Raw genomic sequence first — 25,994 nt, 5'->3', positions numbered from 1 at the left:
AACGTGCAGTCAGTCGAAAAAATGAGCGTTCCGTCAGGGGTAGGCTCGACAGCGCCCGGTGCGCCCTCAGTCACCGGGATTCGACATGTGGAGAGGAGCCCTGACTCAGGGTGAGCACCAAGCCGACCACCACAGACCTCGAGTGGACCGAGCTGGACCAGCGGGCCGTTGACACCGGCCGTGTATTGGCCGCGGATGCCGTGCAGAAGGTCGGCAACGGCCATCCCGGTACGGCGATGAGCCTGTCCCCGGCCGCGTACACCCTCTTCCAGAAGGTGATGCGGCACGACCCGGCGGACGCCGACTGGGTCGGACGCGACCGTTTCGTCCTTTCCGCGGGCCACTCGTCACTGACCCTCTACATCCAGCTGTACCTGGCCGGTTTCGGCCTGGAGCTGGATGACCTCAAGGCCTTCCGCACCTGGGGCTCCAAGACCCCCGGCCACCCGGAGTACGGCCACACCACCGGCGTGGAGACGACGACCGGCCCGCTGGGCCAGGGTGTCGCCAACGCGGTGGGCATGGCGATGGCCGCCCGCTACGAGCGCGGCCTCTTCGACCCGGAGGCGGCCCCCGGCACCTCCCCGTTCGACCACTTCGTGTTCGCCATCGCCGGTGACGGCTGCCTCCAGGAGGGCATCTCCTCCGAGGCGTCCTCCCTCGCCGGCCACCAGAAGCTCGGCAACCTGGTCCTTTTGTGGGACGACAACCACATCTCGATCGAGGGCGACACCGAGACCGCGGTCTCCGAGGACACCCTCAAGCGCTACGAGGCGTACGGCTGGCACGTCCAGCGCGTGGCCCCGAAGCCGGACGGCGACCTGGACCCGGCGGGCCTGTACGACGCGATCGAGGCCGCGAAGGCGGTGACCGACAAGCCGTCGTTCATCGCGATGCGCTCGATCATCGCGTGGCCCGCGCCGAACGCCCAGAACACCGAGGCCGCGCACGGCTCGGCCCTCGGCGACGACGAGGTGGCCGCCACCAAGCGCGTCCTCGGCTTCGACCCGGAGAAGTCCTTCGAGGTCGCCGACGAGGTGCTCGCGCACACCCGCGAGGCCCTCGACCGCGGCCGTGAGGCCAAGGGCGAGTGGGAGAAGTCCTTCGCCGCCTGGCGCACCGCCAACCCGGAGCGCGCCGCCGACTTCGACCGCATCAGCGCGGGCGAGCTGCCCGAGGGCTGGGAGTCGCACCTCCCGGTCTTCGAGACGGGCAAGGCGGTCGCCACCCGTGCCGCGTCCGGCAAGGTCCTGCAGTCGCTCGGCGCGGTCATGCCCGAGCTGTGGGGCGGCTCCGCCGACCTCGCCGGCTCGAACAACACGACCATCGACAAGACGTCGTCGTTCCTGCCGGCGGGCAACCCGCTGCCCGAGGCCGACCCGTACGGCCGCACCGTGCACTACGGCATCCGCGAGCACTCCATGGCCGCGGAGATGAACGGCATCGCGCTGCACGGCCACACCCGCATCTACGGCGGCACCTTCCTGGTGTTCTCCGACTACATGCGCAACGCCGTGCGCCTGTCCGCCCTGATGCACCTGCCGGTCACGTACGTGTGGACGCACGACTCGGTCGGTCTCGGCGAGGACGGCCCGACCCACCAGCCGGTCGAGCACCTGGCCTCGCTGCGCGCGATCCCCGGCCTCAACGTGGTCCGCCCCGCGGACGCCAACGAGACCGCCATCGCCTGGCGCGAGGTCCTCAAGCGCTACACCAAGGTGTTCGGCAAGGGGGCCCCGCACGGCCTCGTGCTGACCCGCCAGGGCGTGCCGACCTACGACATCAACGAGGACGCCGCCAAGGGCGGTTACGTCCTCCTCGACGCCGAGGGGCCCTCCGGGCAGACCACGGACCCGCAGGTCGTGCTCATCGGCACCGGCTCCGAGGTCCAGCTCGCCGTCGGCGCGCGCGAGGAGCTCCAGGCCGCCGGCATCCCGACCCGCGTGGTCTCGATGCCGTGCGTGGAGTGGTTCGAGGAGCAGGACCAGGCGTACAAGGACAGCGTCCTTCCGCCGTCCGTCAAGGCGCGGGTCGCGGTCGAGGCCGGCATCGGTCTGACCTGGCACCGCTTCGTGGGGGATGCGGGCCGCATCGTCTCGCTCGAGCACTTCGGCGCTTCGGCGGACGGCAAGGTCCTCTTCAAGGAGTTCGGCTTCACCGCCGAGCACGTCGCCGCCGCCGCCCGGGAATCGATCGCGGCCGCAGCACGCTGACGCCGGTATACGAACTAGTAGGAGATGCATTTCTCATGACAGACGCACTCAAGCGCCTCTCCGACGAAGGCGTCGCGATCTGGCTCGACGACCTGTCGCGCAAGCGGATCACGTCCGGCAACCTGGCCGAGCTGATCGACCAGTCGCACGTGGTCGGTGTCACCACCAACCCGTCGATCTTCCAGAAGGCGATCAGCCAGGGTGACGGCTACGACACCCAGCTCACCGACCTCGCGGCCCGCAAGGTGACCGTCGAAGAGGCCATCCGCATGATCACGACGGCCGACGTGAGGGACGCCGCCGACATCCTGCGCCCGGTCTTCGACGCCACCGACGGCCAGGACGGCCGGGTCTCCATCGAGGTCGACCCGCGCCTGGCGCACAACACCCGGGCGACCGTCGCCGAGGCCAAGCAGCTGGCCTGGCTGGTGGACCGCCCCAACACGCTCATCAAGATCCCGGCCACCAAGGCGGGTCTGCCGGCGATCACCGAGACCATCGGCCTCGGCATCAGCGTCAACGTCACGCTGATCTTCTCGCTGGAGCGCTACCGCGAGGTCATGGACGCCTACCTCTCCGGCCTGGAGAAGGCCAAGGAGCGCGGCCTGGACCTCTCGAAGATCCACTCCGTGGCGTCCTTCTTCGTGTCCCGCGTGGACACCGAGATCGACAAGCGCATCGACGCGCTCGGCACCGACGAGGCCAAGGCCGCCCGCGGCAAGGCCGGTCTGGCCAACGCGCGGCTCGCCTACGAGGCGTACGAGGAGGTCTTCTCCTCCGACCGCTGGAACGCCCTGGACAAGGCGCACGCCAACAAGCAGCGCCCGCTGTGGGCCTCGACCGGCGTCAAGGACAAGGCGTACAAGGACACCCTGTACGTGGACGACCTGGTCGCGCCCAACACGGTGAACACCATGCCGGAGGCCACCCTGGAGGCCACCGCCGACCACGGACAGATCACCGGTGACACGGTGACCGGCACCTACGAGCAGGCCCGCGCCGACCTCGACGCCGTCGAGAAGCTCGGGATCTCCTACGACGAGGTCGTACAGCTGCTCGAGGACGAGGGCGTCGAGAAGTTCGAAGGCGCCTGGAACGACCTGCTCAAGTCCACCGAGGCGGAGCTCAAGCGCCTCGCACCCTCGGAGGCGTAAACCTTGTCAAGCAGCAATCCGCTGCGTGACGCCGCAGACCGACGGCTCCCGCGCATCGCGGGGCCGTCGGGCCTGGTGATCTTTGGCGTCACGGGCGATTTGTCCCGTAAAAAGTTGATGCCCGCCGTCTATGACCTCGCCAACCGTGGTCTGCTGCCGCCGGGCTTCTCCCTGATCGGCTTCGCCCGCCGCGAGTGGCAGGACGAGGACTTCGCCCAGGAGGTCCACGACGCGGTCAAGGCGCACGCCCGTACGCCGTTCCGCGAAGAGGTCTGGCAGCAGCTCATCCAGGGGATGCGCTTCGTCCAGGGCGACTTCGACGACGACGACGCGTTCGAGACGCTGAAGTCGACGATCGAGGAGCTCGACAAGGCACAGGGCACGGGGGGCAACTTCGCCTTCTACCTGTCGGTGCCGCCGAAGTTCTTCCCCAAGGTCGTCCAGCAGCTCAAGAAGCACGGGCTCGCCGACCAGAAGGAGGGCTCCTGGCGCCGCGCGGTCATCGAGAAGCCCTTCGGCCACGACCTGGTCTCCGCGGAGGAGCTCAACCAGGTCGTGCACGAGGTGTTCCCGCCCAACGAGGTCTTCCGGATCGACCACTACCTGGGCAAGGAGACCGTTCAGAACATCCTGGCCCTGCGGTTCGCGAACACCATGTTCGAGCCGCTGTGGAACCGCTCCTACGTCGACCACGTCCAGATCACGATGGCCGAGGACATCGGCATCGGCGGCCGGGCCGGCTACTACGACGGCATCGGCGCGGCCCGTGACGTCATCCAGAACCACCTGCTCCAGCTGCTCGCGCTGACCGCGATGGAGGAGCCCGCCTCCTTCGACGCGGACGCGCTCGCGGCCGAGAAGACCAAGGTGCTGGGCGCCGTGCGGCTGCCCAAGGACCTCGGCAAGGACACGGTCCGCGCCCAGTACGCGGCCGGGTGGCAGGGCGGCGAGAAGGCCGTCGGCTACCTCCAGGAAGACGGCATCGACCCCAAGTCGAAGACCGACACCTACGCCGCGATCAAGCTGGGGATCGACAACCGCCGCTGGGCGGGCGTCCCGTTCTACCTGCGCACCGGAAAGCGGCTCGGCCGGCGTGTCACGGAGATCGCGGTCGTCTTCCAGCGCGCCCCGCACTCCCCCTTCGACCACACCGCGACGGAGGAGCTGGGCCAGAACGCCCTGGTCATCCGGGTGCAGCCGGACGAGGGCGTGACCGTGCGCTTCGGCTCCAAGGTGCCGGGCACCTCGATGGAGGTCCGGGACGTCTCCATGGACTTCGCCTATGGCGAGTCGTTCACGGAGTCGAGCCCCGAGGCCTATGAGCGCCTCATCCTGGACGTCCTGCTCGGCGACTCCAACCTCTTCCCGCGCGTGGAGGAGGTCGAGCTGTCCTGGAAGATCCTCGACCCGATCGAGCAGTACTGGGACAAGCACGGCAAGCCCGCCCAGTACCCCTCGGGGACCTGGGGACCTGCCGAGGCGGACGAAATGCTCGCACGAGACGGACGGAGCTGGCGTCGGCCATGAAGATCGACCTTACGGACACCACTGCCAGCAAGATCAACAAGGCGCTCGTGCAGGGCCGCCGCGCGGTCGGCACGCCGGCCGTCGGCATGGTGCTCACCCTCGTCATCGTCACCGACGAGGAGAACGCCTACGACGCCCTGCGCGCCGCCGGCGACGCCTCGCGCGAGCACCCCTCGCGCACGCTCGTCGTCATCAAGCGCGTCTCGCGCTCGCCCCGCGACCGCACGAGCTCGCGCCTCGACGCCGAGGTACGGGTCGGCGCGGACGCGGGCACCGGCGAGACGGTGATCCTCCGGCTGTACGGCGAGGTGCTCAACCACGCCCAGTCGGTGGTCCTGCCGCTGCTCCTGCCGGACGCCCCGGTCGTCGCCTGGTGGCCGGTGAACGCGCCGACCGACCCGGCGAAGGACCCCCTGGGCTCGCTGGCCCAGCGCCGGGTGACCGACACCTACGCGGCCGAGCAGCCCATCCAGGAGCTGACCGCCCGCGCCGAGGCCTACACCCCCGGCGACACCGACCTGTCGTGGACCCGCATCACGCCGTGGCGCTCGATGCTGGCCGCGGCCCTCGACCAGGTCGCCTGCAAGGTGACCGGCGTCGAGGTGGAGGGCGAGGAGTTCAACCCGAGCTGCGAACTGCTCGGGATGTGGCTCGCCGACCGGCTCGACGTGCCGGTCAAGCGCTCCCTCTCGTCGGGCCCGGGTCTGACGGCCGTACGCCTGGAGACGGACGGCGGCCCCATCGTCCTGGACCGCGCCGACGGCTCGCTCGCCACGCTGTCCATGCGGGGCCAGCCGGACCGCGCGGTGGCCCTGAAGCGCCGCGAGACCTCCGAGCTCATCGCGGAGGAGCTGCGCCGCCTCGACCCGGACGACACCTACGCGTCCGCGCTGAAGTACGGCGTCGACAAGCTCGGTGAGGGCGTCGAGGAGAAGACCGCGCCGAACGCCAAGGACGGCTCCGGGGACACCGACGGCGCGGAGGCCAAGCCGGCCCCCGCGAAGAAGGCGGCCCCGGCCAAGAAGGCAGCGGCCAAGTGAGCACGCCGCAGCTCGTGGTCCACCGCGACAAGGAGCTGATGGCCCAGGCCGCGGCGGCGCGGCTGATCACGAAGGTCGTCGACGCCCAGTCCGCCCGCGGGGTGGCGTCGGTGGTCCTCACCGGCGGCCGCAACGGCAACGGGCTGCTCGCGGCGCTGGCGTCCTCGCCGGCCCGGGACGCGATCGACTGGTCGCGCCTGGACCTGTGGTGGGGCGACGAGCGTTTCGTGCCCGAGGGCGACCCCGAGCGGAACTACACCCAGGCCCGCGAGGCGCTGCTCGACGCGGTGCCGCTCGATCCGAAGCGGGTGCACGCGATGCCCGCGTCGGGCGGATCCTACGGCAACGACGCGGACGCGGCGGCCGCCGCCTACGCGGCGGAGCTGGCGGAGGCGGCCGGTCCCGAGGACCACGGGCCGGTGCCGACGTTCGACGTGCTGATGCTGGGCGTCGGTCCGGACACCCATGTGGCGTCCCTGTTCCCGGAGCTGCCCGCGGTGCGGGAGACCGAGCGGACGGTCGTCGGGGTGCACGGCGCTCCGAAGCCGCCGCCCACCCGTGTCTCGCTCACCCTCCCGGCGATCCGGGCGGCCCGCGAGGTGTGGCTGCTCGCGGCCGGCGAGGACAAGGCGCACGCGGCGAAGATAGCCCTGTCGGGCGCGGGCGAGGTGCAGGCCCCGGCGGCCGGCGCCTACGGCCGGACCCGGACGCTGTGGCTCCTGGACGCGGCCGCCGCGGCCGAGCTGCCGCGCTCGCTGTATCCCCCGGCGTCCGCCTGACGCCACGAGAAGACCGGCCCGGTCCGCCCCTTCGGGGGTGGACCGGGCCGGTCTTCTCGTGCGTGCGCGGGTCTTCCCGTGCGTGCGCGGGCCCGCTTGGAGTGCGGGCCCGGCCTCAAGGCGTCAACGCCCGCGCAGGGTGCGGTACTTGGCGACGAGCGCCTTGCTCGACTCGTCCAGACCCGGCACGTCCGCGCCCTCGGTCAGGGCGGGCTCGACGCGCTTGGCGAGGACCTTGCCGAGCTCGACGCCCCACTGGTCGAAGGAGTCGATGTTCCAGATCGCGCCTTGGACGAACACCTTGTGCTCGTAAAGGGCGATCAGCTGGCCGAGGACCGAGGGGGTCAGCTCCTTGGCCAGGATCGTGGTGGTGGGGTGGTTGCCCTTGAACGTCTTGTGCGGCACGAGCTCCTCGGCCACGCCCTCGGCGCGCACCTCGTCGGGCGTCTTGCCGAAGGCCAGTGCTTGCGTCTGCGCGAAGAAGTTGGCCATCAGGAGGTCGTGCTGGGCGACCAGGCCCGGCTGGAGGTCGGCGACCGGCTCGGCGAAGCCGATGAAGTCGGCGGGGATGACCTTGGTGCCCTGGTGGATCAACTGGTAGTACGCGTGCTGCCCGTTGGTGCCCGGGGTGCCCCACACGACCGGGCCGGTCTGCCAGTCGACCGGGTTGCCGTCGCGGTCCACCGACTTGCCGTTGGACTCCATGTCGAGCTGCTGGAGGTAGGCGGTGAACTTGGACAGGTAGTGCGAGTACGGCAGCACCGCGTGCGACTGGGCGTCGAAGAACGCCCCGTACCAGACGCCCAACAGGCCGAGCAGGAAAGGCACGTTGGACTCGGTGGGCGTCGTGCGGAAGTGCTCGTCGACGAGGTGGAAGCCGTCCAGCATCTCGCGGAACCGGTCCGGCCCCACCGCGATCATCAGGGAGAGGCCGATGGCCGAGTCGAAGGAGTAGCGGCCGCCGACCCAGTCCCAGAAGCCGAACATGTTGGCCGTGTCGATGCCGAACTCGGCGACCTTGTCGGCATTGGTCGACAGGGCCACGAAGTGCTTGGCGACGGCGTCCTGATCGGCCTTCAGCTCGGTGAGCAGCCAGTTGCGCGCCGAGGTGGCGTTGGTGATGGTCTCGATGGTGGTGAACGTCTTGGACGCGATGATGAACAGCGTCTCGGCCGCGTCCAGGTCGCGGACGGCCTCGTGGAGGTCGGCGCCGTCCACGTTGGACACGAAGCGGACCGTCAACTCCCGGTCGGTGAACGACTTCAGGGCCTCGTACGCCATCGCCGGGCCGAGGTCGGAGCCGCCGATGCCGATGTTGACGACGTTCTTGATGGGCTTGCCCGTGTGCCCGGTCCACTCGCCCGAGCGGACCTTCTCGGAGAACCCGGCCATCTTGTCGAGCACCTCGTGGACGCCCGGCACCACGTTCTCGCCGTCGACCTCGATCACCGCGCCCCTGGGGGCGCGCAGCGCGGTGTGCAGGACCGCGCGGTCCTCGGTGACGTTGATCTTCTCGCCGCGGAACATGGCGTCCCGCAGCCCCGCGACATCGGCGGCCGCGGCCAGCTCGCGCAGGAGCGCGAGGGTCTCGTCGGTCACCAGGTGCTTGGAGTAGTCGAGGTAGAGATCGCCGACCTGCAGGGTGTATGCGGTGCCGCGACCGGGCTCGGCGGCGAACAGCTCACGCAGATGGGTGTCGCCCAACTGCTCCCGGTGCTTGCCCAGTGCGGTCCACTCGGGCATCTGGTTGAGCCTGGTACGGCTTCCTGCGTTCATCTCCGACATCAGCCCACTTCTCTCGTACTTGCGTACCTGCCCCGCTGCACCTCCAACCTAATTGATCAGGCGGCGCGGGCAGGAATCAGCGCGGCGAGTGTCCGGAACGCCTTGCCCGGAAGAGCGCCCCGCCATGGCGGCGGCCGTCACCCCCGAGCACGCGCACGCGGCGGAGGGCCGCTCCGCCCTGCTCCCCCCTGGCGGTCGGCTGCTGCGCAGGGTGGAGGGCACCACTGATCATCGCCGGCGACGTGGGCCTTCACCGCTCGGCGCGCATACGTGGCCGCGACACGGGTCCGGATACACCGAAGGGCCCTGTGGGGGAAGCGAGTTCACCCTGTGGGCCCTTCAACTGTCAGATCTCGCCGCGGAGCTTGGCGAGTGCCTCGGCGAGAATCGCCTCGCCGTCCGCATCGCTGCGCCGTTCGCGTACGTACGCGAGGTGCGTCTTGTACGGCTCGGTGCGCGGCGGGTCCGGCGGGTTGTCCCGGTCCTGTCCTGCGGGGAATCCGCAGCGCGGGCAGTCCCACGTCTCCGGAACCTGTGCGTCACTGGCGAAGCTCGGCTGCGTCTCGTGCCCGTTCGAGCACCAGAAGGAGATGCGGAGGCGCGGCGCGGACTCGCCCCGCTCGGCCTCCCCCATCGGCCCCGCTCCGACCCGGCTTCCCCGGATCGCGTTGCCACTTGCCACGGTCGTAACTCCCTGCGTGATGGTGCTCGAAGATGCCCCAGTCTACGTAAGGCCCAACGCGCGTCCAGTGATTGGAGTTACACCCCACCCCCGAAACGTCGAACGACGACGGCTTACTTGAGCTTCATCAGCAGACCAAGTACGACAATGCACGCGAACCACAACAGACCGACCACGATGGTGATGCGGTCGAGGTTGCGTTCGGCGACCGAGGAACCGCCGACGGAGGACTGCATGCCACCGCCGAACATGTCGGAGAGGCCGCCGCCCTTCCCCTTGTGCATCAGCACCAGCAGCATCATCAGCAGGCTGAAGACGATCAGGGCAATCGAGAACCCGACAATCACGGCTGGACCAACTTCCTAGGACTGATATGGCGACGGGGGCCGGGGGGACATTCCACAATCCCTGTCCCGGCCCCCGCAAGGGTACGACGGATCCGCGCTACCGCATACTTACTGGTCGCGGAAGCGGACGATCTTGACGAACTCCTCGGCGTCCAGCGCGGCACCGCCGACGAGGGCGCCGTCGACGTCCGGCTGGGCCATGATCGCGGCGACGTTCCCGGACTTCACCGAGCCGCCGTACTGGATGCGCACCTTGTCGGCGAGCTCCTGCGAGTACAGCTCGGCCAGGCGCGCGCGGATCGCTCCGCACACCTCCTGGGCGTCCTCGGGCGTGGCGACCTCGCCGGTGCCGATCGCCCATACGGGCTCGTACGCGATCACGATGGACTCGGCCTGCTCGGCCGGCACGTCCTTGAGGCCGCCGTCGAGCTGCGCGAGCGTGTACGGAACCTGCTCACCGGCCTTGCGGACGTCCAGGCCCTCGCCGATGCAGAGGATCGGGGTCAGGCCGTGCTGGTAGGCGGCCTTCACCTTGGCGTTGCAGATCTCGTCGGTCTCGGCGTGGTACTGCCGGCGCTCGGAGTGGCCCACGGCGACGTAGGCGCACTTCAGCTTGGCCAGCATCGGGCCCGAGATCTCACCGGTGTAGGCACCGGACTCGTGCGCCGAGATGTCCTGGGCGCCGTACTTGATCTTGAGCTTGTCGCCGTCGACGAGGGTCTGCACGGAGCGCAGGTCGACGAAGGGCGGCAGGACCGCGACCTCGACGGCCTCGTAGTCCTTGTCGGCGAGCGCGAAGGCGAGCTTCTGGACGTGCGCGATGGCCTCAAGGTGGTTGAGGTTCATCTTCCAGTTGCCCGCCATCAGCGGGGTACGGGTGCTCACGGGTGTTCAGTCCTCCAGTGCGGCGAGGCCGGGAAGCGTCTTGCCTTCGAGGTATTCGAGGCTGGCGCCGCCACCGGTCGAGATGTGGCCGAACTTCGACTCGTCGAAGCCCAGGTTGCGGACGGCGGCGGCGGAGTCGCCACCACCGACCACGGTGAAGCCCTTGCTGTCGAGCAGCGCCTGCGCGACGGCGCTGGTGCCGCCGGCGTAGTCGGGGTGCTCGGCGACGCCGACCGGTCCGTTCCAGAACACGGTCTCGGCGTCGGTGATCTTCGAGGCGAACAGCTCGCGGGACTTGGGGCCGATGTCCAGGCCCTCCTCGTCCGCGGGGATCTTGTCCGCGTCGACGGTCTGGAAGGTCGCCGGGGCCTTGGTCTTCAGGTCCGGGAAGTCCTTGGAGACCAGCACGTCGACCGGCAGGACCAGCTCGACGCCGCTCTTCTCGGCGCGCTCCATGTACTCCTTGACGACCGGGATCTGGTCCTCCTGGAGCAGCGAGATGCCGACCTCGTAGCCCTTGGCCTTCAGGAAGGTGTAGGCCATGCCGCCGCCGATGAGCAGGCGGTCGGCCTTGCCGAGCAGCTCGTCGATGACGGCGAGCTTGTCGGAGACCTTGGCGCCGCCGAGCACGACGGTGTAGGGGCGCTTGACGTCCTCGGTCAGCTTCTTGAGGACGCCGACCTCGGTGGCGATGAGGTAGCCGGCGTAGTGCGGGAGCCGCGCCGGGAGGTCGAAGACGGAGGCGTGCTTACGGTGCACGGCTCCGAAGCCGTCGCCCACGTACACGTCGGCGAGGGCCGCCAGCTGGTCGGCGAACTCGCCGCGCTCGGCGTCGTCCTTGGCCGTCTCACCGGCGTTGAAGCGCAGGTTCTCGATGACCGCGACCTGGCCGGGCTGGAGGCCGTTCACCGCGTCGTGGGCGGCGGGGCCGACGGTGTCCTGGGCGAACGCGACCGGGGCGCCCAGGAGTTCACCGAGCCGCTCGGCCGCGGGAAGCAGCGAGAACTGGGGGTCCGGGGCGCCCTTGGGGCGGCCCAGGTGCGAGGCCACGACGACCTTGGCGTCGGCGGCGACGAGCGCCTTGATGGTCGGCAGCACGGCGCGGATGCGGCCGTCGTCGGTGATGAGGCCTTCGGCCAGCGGCACGTTGAGGTCGGCGCGGACGAATACCCGCTTGCCCGCGACGCCTTCGGCGAGAAGTTCGTCGATCGTCTTCATGTGAGAGGTGACTCCTTGGGAGGTACGTGACGGACGGTCTGGACAGGCGACAGGGCCCGTACAGCGCGTCATTGCGCTGCCCGAGCCCTGTAGCTCACATCAGGTGCCTACCGGACCGAGGTCAGAGCTGGCCGCCGACGAAGACGGTCAGGTCGACGAGGCGGTTGGAGTAGCCCCACTCGTTGTCGTACCAGCCCAGGATCTTCACCGTCTTGCCCTCCTGGACCATGGTCAGGGAGGAGTCGAAGGTGCAGGAGGCCGGGTCGCCCACGATGTCCGAGGACACGATCGGGTCCTCGGTGTAGTAGAGGATGCCCTTGAGGTCGCCGTCACCGGCGGCCTTCTTGAACGCGGCGTTGACCTCGTCCTTGGTGACCTCGCGCTGCAGCTCCACGACCAGGTCGGTGGCCGAGCCCGTCGGGACCGGCACGCGCATCGCGATGCCGTCGAGCTTGCCCTTGAGCTGCGGCAGGACCAGAGCGGTCGCCTTGGCGGCACCGGTCGTGGTCGGGATGATGTTCTCGGCGGCGGCGCGGGCGCGGCGCAGGTCCGAGTGCGGGAAGTCCAGGATCCGCTGGTCGTTGGTGTACGCGTGCACCGTCGTCATCAGGCCCTTGACGATGCCGAAGTTCTCGTCCAGAACCTTGGCCATCGGCGCCACACAGTTGGTGGTGCAGGAGGCGTTGGAGATGACGTGGTGGTTGGCCGCGTCGTACTTGTCCTGGTTGACGCCCATCACGATCGTGATGTCCTCGTCCTTGGCCGGAGCCGAGATGAGGACCTTCTTGGCGCCACCGGCGATGTGCTTCTCGGCGTCGGCCTTCTTGGTGAAGATGCCGGTCGACTCGATGACGATGTCGACGCCCAGCTGGCCCCAGGGGATGTCGGCCGGGTTGCGCTCGGAGAGCACCTTGATGGTGTGCCCGTCGACGGTGATGGTGTCGGCGGTGTGGGTGACCTCGGCCTTGAGGCGACCCAGAATGGTGTCGTACTTCAGCAGGTGCGCAGTGGTCGCGGTGTCACCAAGGTCGTTGACAGCCACGATCTCGATGTCTGCACCCTGCTCAAGGAGCGCCCGGAAGTAGTTGCGCCCGATGCGGCCGAAGCCGTTGATGCCTACGCGGATCGTCACGAACCGATCTCCTCGTTAGGTACGCCGGGTTTCTCGACGCCGGCGAGTTGTATGGGATGTCCCCGACCGGTTACGACCCTACCTCCCCAGGGCCTCGGAAGTGACATCGAGCGCGTCCGGATGGTTCCGAAATGCCGCCCGCAACGGCCCGGTGGCCCGTACCTACCTGCGGGTACGGGCCACCGGGGACCTTCGGCCCCACTACCGGCTGTCAGCGGTGCAGTGCGCTGAGCGCCTTCCCCAGGACCTGCTTGCGGTCGGCGGCGGACGGCACGTTCTCCAGGCCGAAGCCGAGCAGGACGGTGTCCCGGGTGGCGACGGCGGCCGAGGAGTGGAACAGCGCCTGGGAGCGGGCCCAGTCGCCGCTGTTGCCGGGGCTGCCGGCCGGCGCTCCGGGCACGCTCCAGGGGCCGAGCGAGGTCTCGAAGCCCTCGGCCCCCGACGCGGTGCCGCCGACGACGAGCCGGGTGTCGTCGACGAACGCGCCGAGGCCTCCGGTGCCCGGGTCGGAGACGTAGGAGACGGCGATCTCGACCTGCTTGCCGGCGTAGGCGGCGAGGTCGAGCGAGACCTGCTGCCAGCCGTCGGACGAGCCGGTGAAGCGGTTCCAGGTGCCGCTGCTGCCGGTCGCCGTGCAGGCGGGCGACCCGAGCGTGAGGTAGTGCGTGAGGAAGGGGTGCTCCTGGAGGAGGTAGCCCTGTTCGCACTGGCTCGGCACGCTGGTGGTGCTGCCCCCGTTGGTGTCCGGCAGGGTGGTCCAGTCGTCCTGGCCGACCGTGTGGGCCTCGACGATCACCTGGTCGTAACCGGGCTCGGTGTCGTAGCTGAGCTGGAAGTCCAGGCTCGGCCGGTCGGCGGCCGTCGTCCGCGACAGGTCGACGGTGCGGGCGAGCCGCATGTAGGCGTCGTCGCGGTGCCGGGCCGCCGCGAACCAGGAGCCCTCGGCGGGTTCGAACGGGGTGCGGACCCCGGGGTAGTCGCCCGCGGAGGCGCTCGTGAACTGCGGGAACTGCTGGGGCTTGAGGGTGTCGGACGTGATGGTGTACGCCCCGGCCGCGGTCAGCGGACTGCCCGGGCCCGCGGCGAGCGAGGCCTTGGCGCCCGCGAGCTTGCCGGCCCCGGCGAAGGCGGGCGGCGACTTGAGCCCGGCCTTGTTGTAGGCGCCGAGGTAGTACTGCGAGAAGTCGTCGGACAGGGCGCCGCCGCCCAGATCGACGCTGCCGCCGGCCTGTTCACCGGCGTTGACGAGTTTGCCGCCCTCGTTGACGAAGTCCCGTACGGCGAACATCGTGGCGGCCTTCGGCTGGGCGCTGCCGGTGTACCAGACGACGTTCCTGAAGTGGCTGAGCACGCCGAGCGCGCTCGGGGTGCCCTGGGTCGCCACGTCCCAGACGGCCGCCTTCCTGCCGTTGTCGGCGAGCGCCTTGGTGTAGAGCGCGGCGTTCTTGGCCGCACCCGTGCCGCCCTCGTCGGCGAGCACCAGGGTGTCCCCCCTGGGCCGCTGGGCCACGGTGTACGTGAACGGGGTGCTGGACGTCTTCGCGCCCGCGGCGGTCCGCCCGGTGAACCACACCTGGACCCGGTCACCGGCGTGCGCGTCCTCGACCTCGGCGCGGTACTGGTCGAAGCGGATGTTGTCCTGTCCGCCGTAGACCTCGCCGCCCTTCCAGGGCTTCAGTTCCTCGGTCTGCGTACGGCCTTTGTTGATGCGGTAGTTGAGGGTCTTGTCGCGCACCGACTTGCGTACGGTGACGGCGACCTGCTGGTCGTCGTCCCGCGCGTAGGAGGTGGCGAAGGTGTCCGGCGTGAAGTCCGGGGCCGCGATGCCGACCGAGGAGGACGGCCGGTCGGGGTGGGCCGAGGTCTCGGCGACGGAGAGCGCGAACGGGATGTTCTTCTCGAACTCGCCCTGGATCAGCTTCTCGCTGTCGGGGAAGTTGAAGTCCGAGGGGCAGTCCGCCGCGTTCCACTGGTCGTTCGGGTCCAGGTTCGACGCGGTGGTGCAGGTCGACATCTCCGGGGTGAACATCATCGTGCCGTTGACGTTCGCCGCGTGCCCGTCGGCCTCGCCGTTGGTGGTGTACAGCGCGGAGGAGACCTCGGAGAGGTAGCCGGGGATGGCCGGCTTGTCGGGGGTGCCCGCGAGCGCCTTGTAGATGACGTCGTCCGGGGTCGGCGTGGCGACCTGCCAGCCCACTCCGTACAGCAACAGCTCCGCCGCGGAGTGGTAGTTGATCGCGTAGTTGAAGTGGACCCGCTTCTCGAAGGAGTCGAGCGCCTTGGTCTCGGGCTCGCTGCCCGCGCTCGGGCCGCGGTAGGTCTCGTTCGAGGGGTCCTCGGACGAACCCTCGTTGTCGTAGCCCCACTTGTAGGGGAAGTTGCGGTTCGGGTCGACGCCGTCGACGGAGGTGATCTTCCCGTCGCCGTTGTTGTCGCGGAGGTTCTTGCGCCACAGCCGGTTGCCCGGCGTGAAGGTGTAGTCGTAGCCGTCCGGGTTGGCGGAGAGCACGAACCACAGCTCGGTGGAGTCCACGATCTTGGTGATCCGCGGGTCCTTGCCGTAGTTGTCGAGGTAGTGGTGCATCAGCCGCCGGGTCATCTCCGGGGTGATCCACTCCCGGGCGTGCTGGTTGGACAGGTACAACGTGGCGGGCTTGGAGCCGTCCCTTGACTTGTTCGCGCCCTTGGTCAGCTTGAGGGCGAGGATGTCCTGGCCGTTCGTGGTCTTCCCGATCGACTCGACCTTGGTGAGGCCCGGGTTGGCCCTGCCGGTGTCGAGGATCTCCTGCTTCAGCCCGTTCGGGCCGCTGTACGGGCGGAACACCCCGTCACCCGCGGCCTTGAGCCGGTTCTGGGACTGCGCGGAGACCTTGCGCTCGGACAGGGTGACGCCCTTGCCGCGCAGGGCGGCGGCCTGGGACTTGGTGAGGTAGAGCTCGACTCCCGCCGCGCCCTTGGCCGGCAGTTCGGCGCCCAGCTCCTGCGCGTCGGCGCCGGCCTCCAGGAGCAGCGGCAGCTGTGCGCGGCTGACCTGGGCGTTCCAGACGACGATGCCCTCGCCGTCGGCTCCGCTCTGACTGGCCTGGGCGACGGGTGCCGCCACGAGCCCGGCCGTCAGCAGTGATGCAGCGGCGAGGATCGCTCTCGCTCTGCGTCTCATAAGCCCCCCTTGCTGTTGTCTGCCACGAAAGTGGACCGACGCCAGGCTCATGACACTTCATGATCATGTCAATACCGCGCCACCCCGGCTCCCTGTGCGAACGCCCCTGCGGGAAAGCGGAACCGGCGCCCACCAAGTGGGCGCCGGTTCAAGGGAGTTGGTGGCTATTGGGCCTCAGCCGACCAGGCCGTCCGCCATTTCCTCGGTCAGGTTGGACTCGGTGCCGGGGATGCCCAGGTCCTGCGCCCGCTTGTCGGCCATCGCGAGCAGTCGCCGGATGCGGCCCGCGACCGCGTCCTTGGTCAGCGGCGGGTCGGCGAGCGCGCCCAGCTCCTCCAAGGATGCCTGCTTGTGCTCCATGCGCAGCCGGCCGGCCGCCGCGAGGTGCTCGGGCACCTCCTCGGCGAGGATCTCCAGGGCGCGCTGGACACGGGCCCCGGCGGCGACCGCGGCCCGCGCCGAGCGGCGCAGGTTGGCGTCGTCGAAGTTGGCGAGGCGGTTGGCCGTGGCGCGGACCTCGCGGCGCATCCGCCGCTCCTCCCAGGCCAGCACCGACTCGTGCGCGCCGAGGCGGGTGAGCAGCGCGCCGATCGCGTCGCCGTCGCGGACGACCACCCGGTCCACACCGCGGACCTCGCGTGCCTTGGCCGCGATCTGAAGCCGGCGGGCGGCTCCGACCAGGGCGAGGGCCGCCTCCGGGCCCGGGCAGGTCACCTCAAGGGACGAGGAGCGGCCCGGCTCGGTCAGCGAGCCGTGCGCCAGGAACGCGCCGCGCCAGGCGGCCTCCGCGTCACAGGTGGCCCCCGAGACCACCTGGGGCGGCAGGCCTCGGATGGGGCGGCCCCGGCCGTCGACGAGACCGGTCTGGCGGGCGAGCTGGTCGCCGCCCGCCACGACCCGTACGACGAACCGCGACCCTCTGCGCAGGCCGCCCGGAGCCATCACGATCAGCTCGGAGCTGTGCCCGAAGATCTCCAGAATGTCCCGCTTGAGCCGACGTGCCGCCATCGCGGTGTCCAGCTCCGCCTCGATCACAATGCGGCCGCTCACCAGGTGCAGCCCGCCCGCGAATCGAAGAATCGCCGAGACCTCCGCCTTCCTGCAGCAGGTCCGGGTGACGGGCAGCCGGGAAATCTCGTCCTTCACCGCCGGCGTCATCGCCATGGGCCGATCCTTCCATGCATCCGAAAAATACGGTCGTACGCGGCGGCCAACAGCTCCGGATCGTGCTTCGGAGAACCATCGGGCCTGGCCACGGGCGCCAGCTCGACCTCGGCTCCGAGCCGTTTCGCGGCGTCGGTCAGGCTCCCCCGGTCGGGCACGGCGGCCTCATCGGCAAGCACCACGTCGAAGGCGAGTTTAGGGGCGTGTCGTCCCAAAACCTCCAAATGACGCTGCGGAGAGAAGCCATCGGTTTCACCCGGTTGTGGCGCGAGGTTCAGCGAGAGCACCTTGCGGGCCTTGGTCTCGATGAGCGCGTCGAGCAGTTCGGGCACCATCAGGTGCGGGATGACGGAGGAGAACCAGGACCCCGGACCGAGCACCACCCAGTCCGCGTCGAGGACCGCGGCGACCGCCTCGGGGACGGCCGGCGGGTCGTGCGGGACCAGCTGTACGGAGAGCACCTCACCGGGCGTGAGCGCCACCGTGGCCTGGCCGCGCACGGTGTCCACGTCGTCGGGACGCGCCGGGTCGTGACCCCGTACGAGGGCTTCCAGCTCCAGCGGCACGGCCGACATCGGCAGCACCCGGCCCTGGGCGCCGAGCAGCTTGCCGACCAGGTCGAGGGCCTGCACATGGTCGCCCAGCTGTTCCCACAGGGCCACGATCAGGAGGTTGCCCACCGCGTGCTCGTGCAGGTCGCCCTTGGACTGGAAGCGGTGCTGGATGACCCGGGACCACGTCTGGCCCCAGTCGTCGTCGCCGCACAGAGCGGCCAGCGCCTTGCGCAGGTCGCCCGGTGGCAGCACGCCCAGCTCGTCGCGGAGGCGGCCGCTGGAGCCGCCGTCGTCGGCCACCGTGACGACGGCCGTCAGGTCGCCGGTGATCCGGCGCAGCGCGGCGAGCGAGGCCGAAAGGCCCATGCCGCCGCCGAGCGCGACGACCTTGGGCTGGGCGCCCCGCTTGCGGCCGGTGCGCAGCACCGGTCCGGCGGTGCGCCGGCGGTACACCTTCACTCGCGCCCCATGTCCCGGTGTACGACGACGGTCTCGATCCCCTCGGAGGCGAGGCGGGCGGCGAGCTTCTCGGACATGGCGACCGAGCGGTGCTTGCCGCCCGTGCAGCCCACCGCGATGGTCACGTACCGCTTGCCCTCGCGGCGGTAGCCCGTCGCGATCAGCTGGAGCAGCTCGCTGTACTGGTCGAGGAACTCCTTGGCGCCCGGCTGGTTGAAGACATAGCCCGACACCTCCTCGTTCAGGCCGGTGAAGGGCCGCAGCTCCGGCACCCAGTGCGGGTTGGGCAGGAAGCGGCAGTCCACCACCAGGTCCGCGTCGACCGGCAGGCCGTACTTGTAGCCGAACGACATCACGGTGGCCCGCAGCTCCGGCTCCTCGTCGCCGGCGAACTGGGCGTCCATCTTGGCGCGCAGCTCGTGGACGTTGAGGCTGGAGGTGTCGATCACGAGGTCGGCGTCACCGCGCAGCTCGCGCAGCAGCTCGCGCTCGGCGGCGATGCCGTCGACGATCCGGCCGTCGCCCTGCAGCGGGTGCGGACGGCGCACCGACTCGAAGCGGCGCACCAGCGTGTCGTCGGAGGACTCCAGGAAAACGATCCGCCGGGTGACCTCCTTGGCGTCGAGGTCGGCGAGCGACTCGCGCAGGTTGTCGAAGAACCGGCGGCCGCGCACATCGACGACCACGGCGATGCGCGCCACATTGCCCTGGGAGCGGGCGCCGAGCTCCACCATGGTGGGGATCAGCGCGGGCGGCAGGTTGTCGACGACGAACCAGCCGAGGTCCTCCAGGCACTTGGCGGCGGTGCTTCGCCCGGCGCCCGACATTCCGGAGATGATCACCAGCTCGGGGATGGGCGCATCGGCCCCGCCGGCCTCGATCGTCGTGCCCGTACTCACGTGTACTCCTGCTTCTCGGTCTTCGTCGTGCTGCTCGGTCATGTCGTGCTGCCCCCGTCGTCCTCTTCCATGATCTCTCCTGTCGCCGTGTTGACGGCGGGTGCGGCCGGGACCGCTTCGGCGAGGGCCGCGGCAACGGTCTCGGCCGTCTTGCGGCCTATGCCGGGGACCTCGCAGATCTCGTCGATTGTCGCCGACCGGAGCTTCTTCACCGAGCCGAAATGCTTGATCAGGGCCTGCTTGCGGGTGTCGCCGAGGCCGGGCACGGCATCCAGCGGGCCCGCCTTGAAGCGCTTCGTCCGTTTGGCCCTCTGGTAGGTGATGGCGAAGCGGTGGGCCTCGTCACGCACCCGCTGGAGCAGATAGAGCCCCTCGCTGGACCGGGGCAGCACCACCGGGTCGTCCTCGTCGGGCACCCAGACCTCTTCGAGGCGCTTGGCGAGCCCGCACACTGCGATGTCGTCGATGCCCAGCTCGTCCAGGGCCCGCTTGGCCGCGGCGACCTGCGGCTGGCCGCCGTCGACGACGAGGAGCTGCGGGGGGTAGGCGAAGCGCTTGGGCCGCCCGTCCTCCTCCTGGAACGCGGACACCTCCCCGGACACCGGCCCGGACTGACCGTCGCTCCCCCGGCCGGGTACGAGCCCGGGTGCGGACGGCCCGGTGGGCTCCGGTCCGGGCGCTTCCCCGGGCTCCTGCCCCTCCTCCTCGCCCCACTCCCCCGTGCGCGCCTGCTCGGCGAGGTAGCGCTTGAAGCGGCGGCTGATGACCTCGTGCATGGACCGGACGTCGTCCTGGCCCTCGAAGCCCTTGATCTGGAAGCGCCGGTACTCGCTCTTGCGGGCCAGGCCGTCCTCGAAGACCACCATGGACGCCACCACGTCGTCGCCCTGGAGGTGGGAGATGTCGAAGCATTCGATGCGCAGCGGCGCACTGTCCAGCTCCAGGGCGACGGCGATCTCCTCCAGGGCCCGCGAGCGCGTCGTCAGGTCGGAGGCGCGCTTGGTCTTGTGCAGCGTCAGGGCCTGCTGGGCGTTGCGCGCGACCGTCACCATCAGGGCCTTCTTGTCGCCGCGCTGCGGAATGCGCAGCGAGACGTTCGAGCCGCGCCGGCTCGCCAGCCAGCCGCTCACCGCGTCCGCGTCCTCGGGCAGCGCCGGGACCAGGACCTCCTTCGGCACCGAGTCGCCCGTCTCCTCGCCGTACAGCTGCTGGAGCGCGTGCTCGACCAGGCCCGCGGTGTCGACCGCCTCGACCTTGTCGGTGACCCAGCCGCGCTGGCCGCGGACCCGTCCGCCGCGCACGTGGAAGATCTGGACGGCCGCCTCCAGCTCGTCCTCCGCGACCGCGATGAGGTCGGCGTCGGTGGCGTCGTTGAAGACGATCGCGTTCTTCTCCAGGGCCTTCTTGAGCGCCCCCAGGTCGTCGCGCAGCCGGGCCGCCCGCTCGTACTCCATGTCCTCGGCCGCGTCCATCATCTGCTGCTCGATGCGGCGCAGGTACGCGCCGGTGCGGCCGGCCATGAAGTCGCAGAAGTCCTCGGCGAGTTCGCGGTGCTCCTCGGGGGTGACGCGGGCCACGCAGGGGGCCGCGCACTTGCCGATGTAGCCGAGCAGACAGGGCCGCCCGATCTGGGCCGAGCGCTTGAACACGCCCGCGGAGCAGGTGCGTACCGGGAAGACGCGGAGCATCAGGTCGACCGTCTCGCGAATCGCCCAGGCGTGCCCGTACGGGCCGAAGTAGCGCACGCCCTTCTTCTTGGCGCCGCGCATGACCTGGACCCGCGGGAACTCCTCGTTCATCGTCACCGCGAGGTAGGGATAGCTCTTGTCGTCGCGGTACTTGACGTTGAAGCGGGGGTCGAACTCCTTGATCCAGGAGTATTCGAGCTGGAGCGCCTCGACCTCGGTGGCGACGACGGTCCACTCCACGGCCGCGGCCGTGGTGACCATCGTGGCCGTGCGCGGGTGCAGACTCGTCAACGGCTGGAAGTAGTTGGCGAGCCGCTGCCGCAGGGACTTCGCCTTCCCGACGTAGATCACCCGGCGGTGCTCGTCGCGGAATTTGTAGACCCCCGGCGAGTCGGGGATCTGTCCCGGCTTGGGGCGGTAGCTGGAGGGGTCTGCCATGGCCACCACCCTACTGGCGCCCACCGACAACCCCGCGTCCCCCGGATGAACCCTGGAGCTCCGCCGCGGTGGACGCGACCGGCAGGCCCGGGGGCACCCACAGGGGTGCGGGGAGCCGCGCGAGCGACCGGCCGCGGCCTCCCGGACGAAGGGCGGCCGGGAGGGCGAGCCGGTGCGCAGGGCGAGCCGGTGCGGGGGTACGCCGTCGGGCCCCCGCACCGGCGCGGGGCTAGCCCCGCTCTGCCGTGCGGCGCCGCCGCACGGCCGTCCCGGTGAGGCCGAGCGCGAGGAGCACACCCGCGCCCGCCACGGTGGCGGTCACCGTCGGGGAGCCGTCGTCGTTGCGGGCCGCGACGGCCGCGGCCTGGGCCGCCTGGGCCCGGGTTTCCGCCGCCGTCTCGGCGTAGCCGCCGGCCTTGCCCGAGCGGTCGTAGGCCGAGCCCGGCAGCTTGTCCCCGTACGCCGTGGCGACGCGCTTCCGGTAGGCGGCGAGCGTGGTGCCGTTCGCGCCGACCGCCTTGACGGCGTCCTCGTCGAGCGGCAGCACCTTGCTGCCCTTCTCCACGTACCAGGCGTTGATCTGCGGCTCCTGGAACACGGTGCCGCCGGGGAGCTTCGCGGCGCCGGCCGCCGCGTAACGGGTCTCGTCGTCGCCGGTGGCTATGTTGACCACCTGCCAGGACGAGCCCTCCTGGACCGTCCACAGCGAGGCCTTCTGGCCGTCCGAGGAGACGGCCGTGGAGGCGAGGTACTCCAGCTGCGCGACGGGGGCGCCCGCCTTCCCCGCGACGAAGCCCGGGGAGAGCGTGTAGACGGGTACGGCGTCGCCCTCGATGTGCGGGGCGGCGGCCTTGAGCGCGACCTTGCCGTCCCGCGCGAAGAAGCGGGAGAGCGTGTCGATCGTGGCGGGAGCGGACGCGGCCTGGCGGGCCGCGGCCCTGGACTCGGCGGACGCGAGCGGTGCCTGGTCGGCGAAGGCGCCCGGCGCCGCGAGGCCGACGAGAGCTGCTGCGACGACGGCCGGAACGACGAGCAGGGGCGCGAAGGCCTTGGGTGCGAGGGCCCTGGGCGCGAAGGCCTTGGGTGCGAGGCGGGTCAACTTCATCGTCGTCACGCCCCGATCCGGTACAGCGAGTGGGTCCAGGAGAAGGAATTGTTGTTGACGTACCAGTCGTGCGCAGCCCAGTTGTAGCGGGTGCTGGAGGGCCAGGGATCGCCCCAGTACACCCAGCTGCTGGCGTCGTCGTAGCCGTACAGGACGTGCATGTGACCGCCGCCGCTGGACCACTGGATGCGGGTCTCGATCGGGCGGTTGTTGTTGATCTCGGTCTGCACGGTCGAGTAGCGCAGCCAGCCGGTCACATAAGAGCCGGAGTTGATGCCCGCCCAGTTCAGGGCGTTCTGCACATTGCCCAGGTCTGCCTGCCAGTTGGGGCAGTCGTAACCCTGCGTCCGGCCGAAGGCCGCGTTGCAGAACTGGTTCTGGGTGTAGTTCCGGCCGAACCAGGTGGCGATGGTGTTTCCGCTGCCTGCCCAGCACCAGTTGTCCTTCTGCTGCGACTGCATGGTGATGTTGAGCCGCTTGGAGCTCGCCGCGGCGGCTGCGGCGGGCACCGGCTTGTCGCTGTGCGGGGCGGCGGTGGCCGTTGCCGTGGGGGCGGCAAACAGGGCCGCCACCACGAGGGTGAGGGCGGACAGCCGTCTCTTCTTGCTGCGCATCGCGTTCCTCCCATGGCGGGGTGGGGGGTTGGGGATGATGGAGGATCGCGTCCGGACGCTTGTGATCGAGCATCGGCCGTTGTCGAGAACAGGTCAACGCGCTTCAATGCGGGGTGAGACGCGGGTGTGAACGCGATGGCCGGAATGTGAACAACTCCCTTTCCGCCACCAGGTTTTCCCCGACCTGTCGCCGCCCGGCGTCCACCCCCCACCGTGAACGTTCACTGAGGAGTCCCCCATGCTCCACTCCGAGGCCGACCTGAAGCAGGCGCTGCACACCGGCCCCTTCCACCTGGCGCTGCGCGCCGCCCTTTCCGTACGGGGCCTGCCGCTCCAGCGCGTCCAGCACCATCTGGCCGGGCGCGGCATCAAAGTCGGTGTCACCAGCCTGAGTTACTGGCAGCAGGGCGCACGCCGGCCGCAGCGCCCGGAGTCGCTGCGCGCGGTGCGCGGCCTCGAAGAGGTGCTCGGCCTGCCCGCGAACTCACTGATCCGGCTGCTCGACGACGCCACGGTGGCCGATGCCGAGCGGCCCGCCGGGCGCTCGTACCGTTCGCTGGTCGAGGCGTCGGGAGTGGTCGAGCAGCTCATCACCGGCCTTGAGGTCCCGGTCGACGGCGGTCTGCACACCGTCGGCCACCACGAGCGCATCCGCATCGGCGCGGCCCGGGAACTGCGCGGCCGCGACTCGCAGCACGTCGTACGGGCCCATCGCGACGGCGTCGACCGCTATCTGGCCATCCACCGCGGGGACGCCGGCTGCGATCCGGCGCGCGTCGAGGTGCGCGCGGGCGAGAACTGCCGCACGGGCCGCGTCCGCTGGGACGCCACCACCGGGGTCCTGGTCGCCGAGCTGCTCTTCGACACCCGGCTGCGGGCCGGCGAGACGTATCTGTTCGGGTACGGCTTCGAGGACGGCACGGGCGGCCCGAGCCGGGAGTACGTCCGCGGCTTCGCCTTCGCCGGAGGGCAGTACGTCCTCCAGGTGCGCTTCGACGAACAGGCCCTGCCGGCCCGCTGCCACCGCTTCGCCCAGACCTCCACGGGCGCCGCCCGCTCAGGCCGCAGCGACCTCACCCTCAGCGGACGGCACCGCTCGGTGCACCTGGTGGAGCAGGGGGTGCGGCCGGGCATCCTGGGGATCGACTGGGACTGGGAGTGAGTGCCCGGCCCGAGGGGTGCGTCACGCGTCGGGGCCCGCCACCAGCTGGCCGTCCTTGAGCTTCACCGGCACCGAGGGCAGCGGCACGGTGGCCGGGCCCTGCACGGGCTTGCCGGTCATCACGTTGAAGCGGCTGCCGTGGCAGGGGCAGTTCGCGTGGCCGTCCTCGATCTTCTCCAGGAGGCAGCCGGCGTGCGTGCACTGGGCGCTGAACGCCTTGTACTCACCCTTCGCCGGGCAGCTCACCATGACGCGCTGCTCGCGGTAGAGCTTGGCGCCGCCGACGGGCACGGCGTCGGGCGTGCCGAGCGGCTCGGGGGCGGTGGGGGTGGGCGTCTCGGCGTGGCCGAGCTTGGAGTCGGTGGAGCAGGCGGCCACGCCGACCCCCGCGGCCCCCGCGAGGGCGGCGCCTTTCAGCACGGTGCGACGGGCGGCGGGCTGGCCGGTCATGGGCTGTCTCCACTGATCACTGGTCTTGTCCGGGCCTGCCGTCCGCACGGCCGACCCGGCCGCGGCAACCGACCCGGGTTGCGCCATCGACGATACCGGCGCAGATCGGCCACCCCGCGCCGGGGCTCACCCTGCGGCCGGGCCGCCCGCGCGGCTGCGGGATGGGCTACGTTCTTGGCCGTGATCGTCGTCGCCGGAGAGGCCCTCATCGACCTGGTGCCGCAGCGCCCCGAGGATCCGCTGGGGCCGCTGGTGCCACGGCCGGGCGGCGGCCCGTACAACACCGCGGTGGCCCTGGGCAGGCTCGGCTCGGGGGCCGCGTTCTGCTCGCGGATCTCCACGGACGGCTTCGGCGAGGCCCTGCTGGGCGGGCTGCGCGCGACCGGAGTGGACACGTCCCTGGTACAGCGCGGGCCGGAGCCCACGACGCTCGCCGTGGCGACGCTGGGGCCGGACGGCTCGGCGGGCTACGGCTTCTACGCGGACGGCACCGCGGACCGCCTCTTCGCCCTTCCGCCTCAACTCCCGCCCTCCGCGACGGCGTTGGCCCTCGGCACGTGTTCCCTGATCCTCGAACCGGGCGCGACGGCCTACGAGGCCCTGCTGCGCAGGGAGTCGGCGCGGGGCCTGCTCACCCTCCTGGACCCCAACATCCGGCCCGCCCTGATTCCCGACCCCGACGCCTATCGCACCCGCTTTCGCGGCTGGTTGCCGTACGTCTCCCTCCTGAAGCTCTCGGAGGAGGACGCGCAGTGGCTGGGCGGCACGCCCGATGAGTGGCTGGCGGCGGGCCCGGCGGCAGTGGTCCTGACGCGCGGCTCGTCGGGCCTGACGGTGTACACGGCGGACGGCGCGGTGCACTCGGTCGCCGCGGAACGGGTGGAGGTCGTGGACACGATCGGGGCGGGTGACACGGTCAACGCGGCGCTGCTGCACCACGTCCGGTCCGTGTCCGCCCTGGCAACGGCGGACTGGCCCCGCGTCCTGCGTTACGCGGCGCGGGCCGCGGCCCTGACCTGCGCGGCGGAGGGCGCCCAGCCGCCCACGTCTGCCCAGGTACGGCTGCCCTCCTGAACCTCCTCTGCCGGGGAGAGGCGGGCTTGGTACGGCCGCGGGCGGAGGCGGGCTTGGTGCGGCTGCGCTGACCGCGGGCGGAGGTGGGCTTGATGCGGGCGCGCCGGGCGCGGGCGGAGGCGGGCTTGATGCGGGCGCGCCGGGCGCGGGCGGAGGCGGGCTTGATGCGGGCGCGCCGGGCGCGGGCGGAGGCGGGCTTGATGCGGCCCCGCCGGCCGCGGGCGGAGGGTGGCTTGGTGCGGCCCCGCTGACCGCGGGCGGAGGTCGGGCTTGGGATGGCCCCGCTGACCGCGGGCGGAGGTCGGGCTTGGGATGGCCCCGATGACCGCGGGCGGAGGCGGGCTTGGTGCGGGCGCGCCGGGCGTTGTTGCGCGGTTCCCCGCGCCCCTTGTCGGGTTCCTTCTCGGGTGCCGGTTATACGTGGCTGATCGCGCAGTTCCCCGCGCCCCTCAGGGGGTGACCCCG

The 25,994-nt window shown here is 70.7% G+C and carries 21 protein-coding genes; 7 read left to right on the top strand and 14 right to left on the bottom strand.

What is annotated here, in order from left to right:
- Positions 1–110 precede the first annotated feature (110 nt).
- The 5 genes from tkt to pgl are packed head-to-tail and all read left to right on the top strand — an operon-like array spanning position 111 to position 6,713.
- On the top strand, positions 111–2,213 hold the full coding sequence (tkt, locus tag IE267_RS06780) for a transketolase (protein ID WP_189762409.1): 2,103 nt from the start codon (positions 111–113) through the stop codon (positions 2,211–2,213).
- A gap of 35 nt (positions 2,214–2,248) precedes the next feature.
- Positions 2,249–3,367, top strand: a complete 1,119-nt coding sequence (tal, locus tag IE267_RS06775) for a transaldolase (RefSeq protein WP_161247476.1) — start codon at positions 2,249–2,251, stop codon at positions 3,365–3,367.
- A gap of 3 nt (positions 3,368–3,370) precedes the next feature.
- Positions 3,371–4,894, top strand: coding sequence for a glucose-6-phosphate dehydrogenase (zwf, locus tag IE267_RS06770; protein ID WP_161247474.1), 1,524 nt, complete (start codon positions 3,371–3,373; stop codon positions 4,892–4,894).
- Positions 4,891–5,934: a glucose-6-phosphate dehydrogenase assembly protein OpcA gene (gene opcA / locus IE267_RS06765; protein ID WP_161247472.1), complete on the top strand. Its 1,044-nt coding sequence runs from the start codon at positions 4,891–4,893 to the stop codon at positions 5,932–5,934. Before zwf ends, opcA begins: the two co-directional genes overlap by 4 nt.
- A complete protein-coding gene (gene pgl, locus IE267_RS06760; RefSeq protein ID WP_167154052.1) occupies positions 5,931–6,713 on the top strand; it encodes a 6-phosphogluconolactonase in 783 nt (260 codons plus the stop codon). Before opcA ends, pgl begins: the two co-directional genes overlap by 4 nt.
- A gap of 123 nt (positions 6,714–6,836) precedes the next feature.
- Here pgl and pgi read toward each other — a convergent pair whose 3' ends face one another.
- From pgi to IE267_RS06695, 13 genes are all read right to left on the bottom strand, one after another.
- On the bottom strand, positions 6,837–8,489 hold the full coding sequence (gene pgi / locus IE267_RS06755) for a glucose-6-phosphate isomerase (protein WP_189762514.1): 1,653 nt from the start codon (positions 8,487–8,489) through the stop codon (positions 6,837–6,839).
- 355 nt (positions 8,490–8,844) lie between these two features.
- On the bottom strand, positions 8,845–9,180 hold the full coding sequence (locus tag IE267_RS06750; RefSeq protein ID WP_003976875.1) for an RNA polymerase-binding protein RbpA: 336 nt from the start codon (positions 9,178–9,180) through the stop codon (positions 8,845–8,847).
- 113 nt (positions 9,181–9,293) lie between these two features.
- Positions 9,294–9,527, bottom strand: a complete 234-nt coding sequence (gene secG, locus IE267_RS06745) for a preprotein translocase subunit SecG (RefSeq protein ID WP_161247466.1) — start codon at positions 9,525–9,527, stop codon at positions 9,294–9,296.
- A 108-nt stretch (positions 9,528–9,635) separates the two neighbouring features.
- Positions 9,636–10,412 (bottom strand): triose-phosphate isomerase, encoded by a 777-nt coding sequence (gene tpiA, locus IE267_RS06740; RefSeq protein ID WP_167154050.1) that lies wholly within the window; start codon positions 10,410–10,412, stop codon positions 9,636–9,638.
- Between the two features lie 6 nt (positions 10,413–10,418).
- Positions 10,419–11,630 carry a phosphoglycerate kinase gene (locus tag IE267_RS06735; RefSeq protein ID WP_167154048.1) on the bottom strand — a complete coding sequence of 404 codons (1,212 nt, stop codon included), beginning with the start codon at positions 11,628–11,630 and terminating at the stop codon, positions 10,419–10,421.
- Positions 11,631–11,751: 121 nt separating this feature from the next.
- Positions 11,752–12,762 (bottom strand): type I glyceraldehyde-3-phosphate dehydrogenase, encoded by a 1,011-nt coding sequence (gene gap, locus IE267_RS06730; protein WP_100574434.1) that lies wholly within the window; start codon positions 12,760–12,762, stop codon positions 11,752–11,754.
- A gap of 211 nt (positions 12,763–12,973) precedes the next feature.
- Positions 12,974–15,922, bottom strand: a complete 2,949-nt coding sequence (locus IE267_RS06725; protein WP_189762408.1) for a M14 family metallopeptidase — start codon at positions 15,920–15,922, stop codon at positions 12,974–12,976.
- Between the two features lie 174 nt (positions 15,923–16,096).
- Positions 16,097–17,086 carry a DNA-binding protein WhiA gene (gene whiA / locus IE267_RS06720; RefSeq protein ID WP_161247460.1) on the bottom strand — a complete coding sequence of 330 codons (990 nt, stop codon included), beginning with the start codon at positions 17,084–17,086 and terminating at the stop codon, positions 16,097–16,099.
- Complete coding sequence (locus IE267_RS06715) at positions 17,077–18,099, bottom strand: gluconeogenesis factor YvcK family protein (protein WP_161247458.1); 1,023 nt, start codon at positions 18,097–18,099, stop codon at positions 17,077–17,079. Before IE267_RS06715 ends, whiA begins: the two co-directional genes overlap by 10 nt.
- Positions 18,096–19,040, bottom strand: coding sequence for an RNase adapter RapZ (gene rapZ / locus IE267_RS06710; protein WP_189762407.1), 945 nt, complete (start codon positions 19,038–19,040; stop codon positions 18,096–18,098). Before rapZ ends, IE267_RS06715 begins: the two co-directional genes overlap by 4 nt.
- Positions 19,037–21,124 carry an excinuclease ABC subunit UvrC gene (gene uvrC / locus IE267_RS06705; RefSeq protein ID WP_167154043.1) on the bottom strand — a complete coding sequence of 696 codons (2,088 nt, stop codon included), beginning with the start codon at positions 21,122–21,124 and terminating at the stop codon, positions 19,037–19,039. The genes rapZ and uvrC overlap by 4 nt, the downstream gene beginning before the upstream one ends.
- A 229-nt stretch (positions 21,125–21,353) precedes the next feature.
- On the bottom strand, positions 21,354–22,229 hold the full coding sequence (locus IE267_RS06700; RefSeq protein ID WP_373304487.1) for a hypothetical protein: 876 nt from the start codon (positions 22,227–22,229) through the stop codon (positions 21,354–21,356).
- A 5-nt stretch (positions 22,230–22,234) separates the two neighbouring features.
- Positions 22,235–22,843: a papain-like cysteine protease family protein gene (locus tag IE267_RS06695; protein ID WP_161244426.1), complete on the bottom strand. Its 609-nt coding sequence runs from the start codon at positions 22,841–22,843 to the stop codon at positions 22,235–22,237.
- 238 nt (positions 22,844–23,081) lie between these two features.
- Between IE267_RS06695 and IE267_RS06690 the strand changes: the two genes are divergently transcribed.
- On the top strand, positions 23,082–24,005 hold the full coding sequence (locus IE267_RS06690) for a hypothetical protein (RefSeq protein ID WP_161244425.1): 924 nt from the start codon (positions 23,082–23,084) through the stop codon (positions 24,003–24,005).
- 21 nt (positions 24,006–24,026) lie between these two features.
- On the opposite strand, the gene IE267_RS06685 is transcribed toward IE267_RS06690, so the two are convergent.
- Positions 24,027–24,455, bottom strand: coding sequence for a Rieske (2Fe-2S) protein (locus IE267_RS06685; RefSeq protein ID WP_161244424.1), 429 nt, complete (start codon positions 24,453–24,455; stop codon positions 24,027–24,029).
- 180 nt (positions 24,456–24,635) lie between these two features.
- Here IE267_RS06685 and IE267_RS06680 point away from each other — a divergent pair, with 180 nt between their 5' ends.
- Positions 24,636–25,529, top strand: coding sequence for a carbohydrate kinase family protein (locus tag IE267_RS06680; RefSeq protein WP_189762406.1), 894 nt, complete (start codon positions 24,636–24,638; stop codon positions 25,527–25,529).
- The last annotated feature ends 465 nt before the right edge of the window (positions 25,530–25,994 follow it).

It is taken from the genome of Streptomyces xanthochromogenes (genome assembly GCF_014650455.1).
In the GTDB taxonomy this organism is placed as follows: domain Bacteria; phylum Actinomycetota; class Actinomycetes; order Streptomycetales; family Streptomycetaceae; genus Streptomyces; species Streptomyces xanthochromogenes.
The sequence above is the reverse complement of the archived record's forward strand: the minus strand, read 5'-3'. Positions and strand labels throughout refer to the sequence as shown.

Excerpts from the sequence above, each read along its gene's own strand:
- tal (WP_161247476.1), top strand. The coding sequence starts at position 2,249 with ATGACAGACGCACTCAAGCGCCTCTCCGACGAAGGCGTCGCGATCTGG.
- opcA (WP_161247472.1), top strand. The coding sequence starts at position 4,891 with ATGAAGATCGACCTTACGGACACCACTGCCAGCAAGATCAACAAGGCG.
- pgi (WP_189762514.1), bottom strand. The coding sequence starts at position 8,489 with ATGAACGCAGGAAGCCGTACCAGGCTCAACCAGATGCCCGAGTGGACC.
- IE267_RS06735 (WP_167154048.1), bottom strand. The coding sequence starts at position 11,630 with ATGAAGACGATCGACGAACTTCTCGCCGAAGGCGTCGCGGGCAAGCGG.
- IE267_RS06725 (WP_189762408.1), bottom strand. The coding sequence starts at position 15,922 with ATGAGACGCAGAGCGAGAGCGATCCTCGCCGCTGCATCACTGCTGACG.
- whiA (WP_161247460.1), bottom strand. The coding sequence starts at position 17,086 with ATGGCGATGACGCCGGCGGTGAAGGACGAGATTTCCCGGCTGCCCGTC.
- rapZ (WP_189762407.1), bottom strand. The coding sequence starts at position 19,040 with ATGACCGAGCAGCACGACGAAGACCGAGAAGCAGGAGTACACGTGAGT.
- uvrC (WP_167154043.1), bottom strand. The coding sequence starts at position 21,124 with ATGGCAGACCCCTCCAGCTACCGCCCCAAGCCGGGACAGATCCCCGAC.
- IE267_RS06700 (WP_373304487.1), bottom strand. The coding sequence starts at position 22,229 with ATGAAGTTGACCCGCCTCGCACCCAAGGCCTTCGCGCCCAGGGCCCTC.
- IE267_RS06695 (WP_161244426.1), bottom strand. The coding sequence starts at position 22,843 with ATGCGCAGCAAGAAGAGACGGCTGTCCGCCCTCACCCTCGTGGTGGCG.
- IE267_RS06690 (WP_161244425.1), top strand. The coding sequence starts at position 23,082 with ATGCTCCACTCCGAGGCCGACCTGAAGCAGGCGCTGCACACCGGCCCC.
- IE267_RS06685 (WP_161244424.1), bottom strand. The coding sequence starts at position 24,455 with ATGACCGGCCAGCCCGCCGCCCGTCGCACCGTGCTGAAAGGCGCCGCC.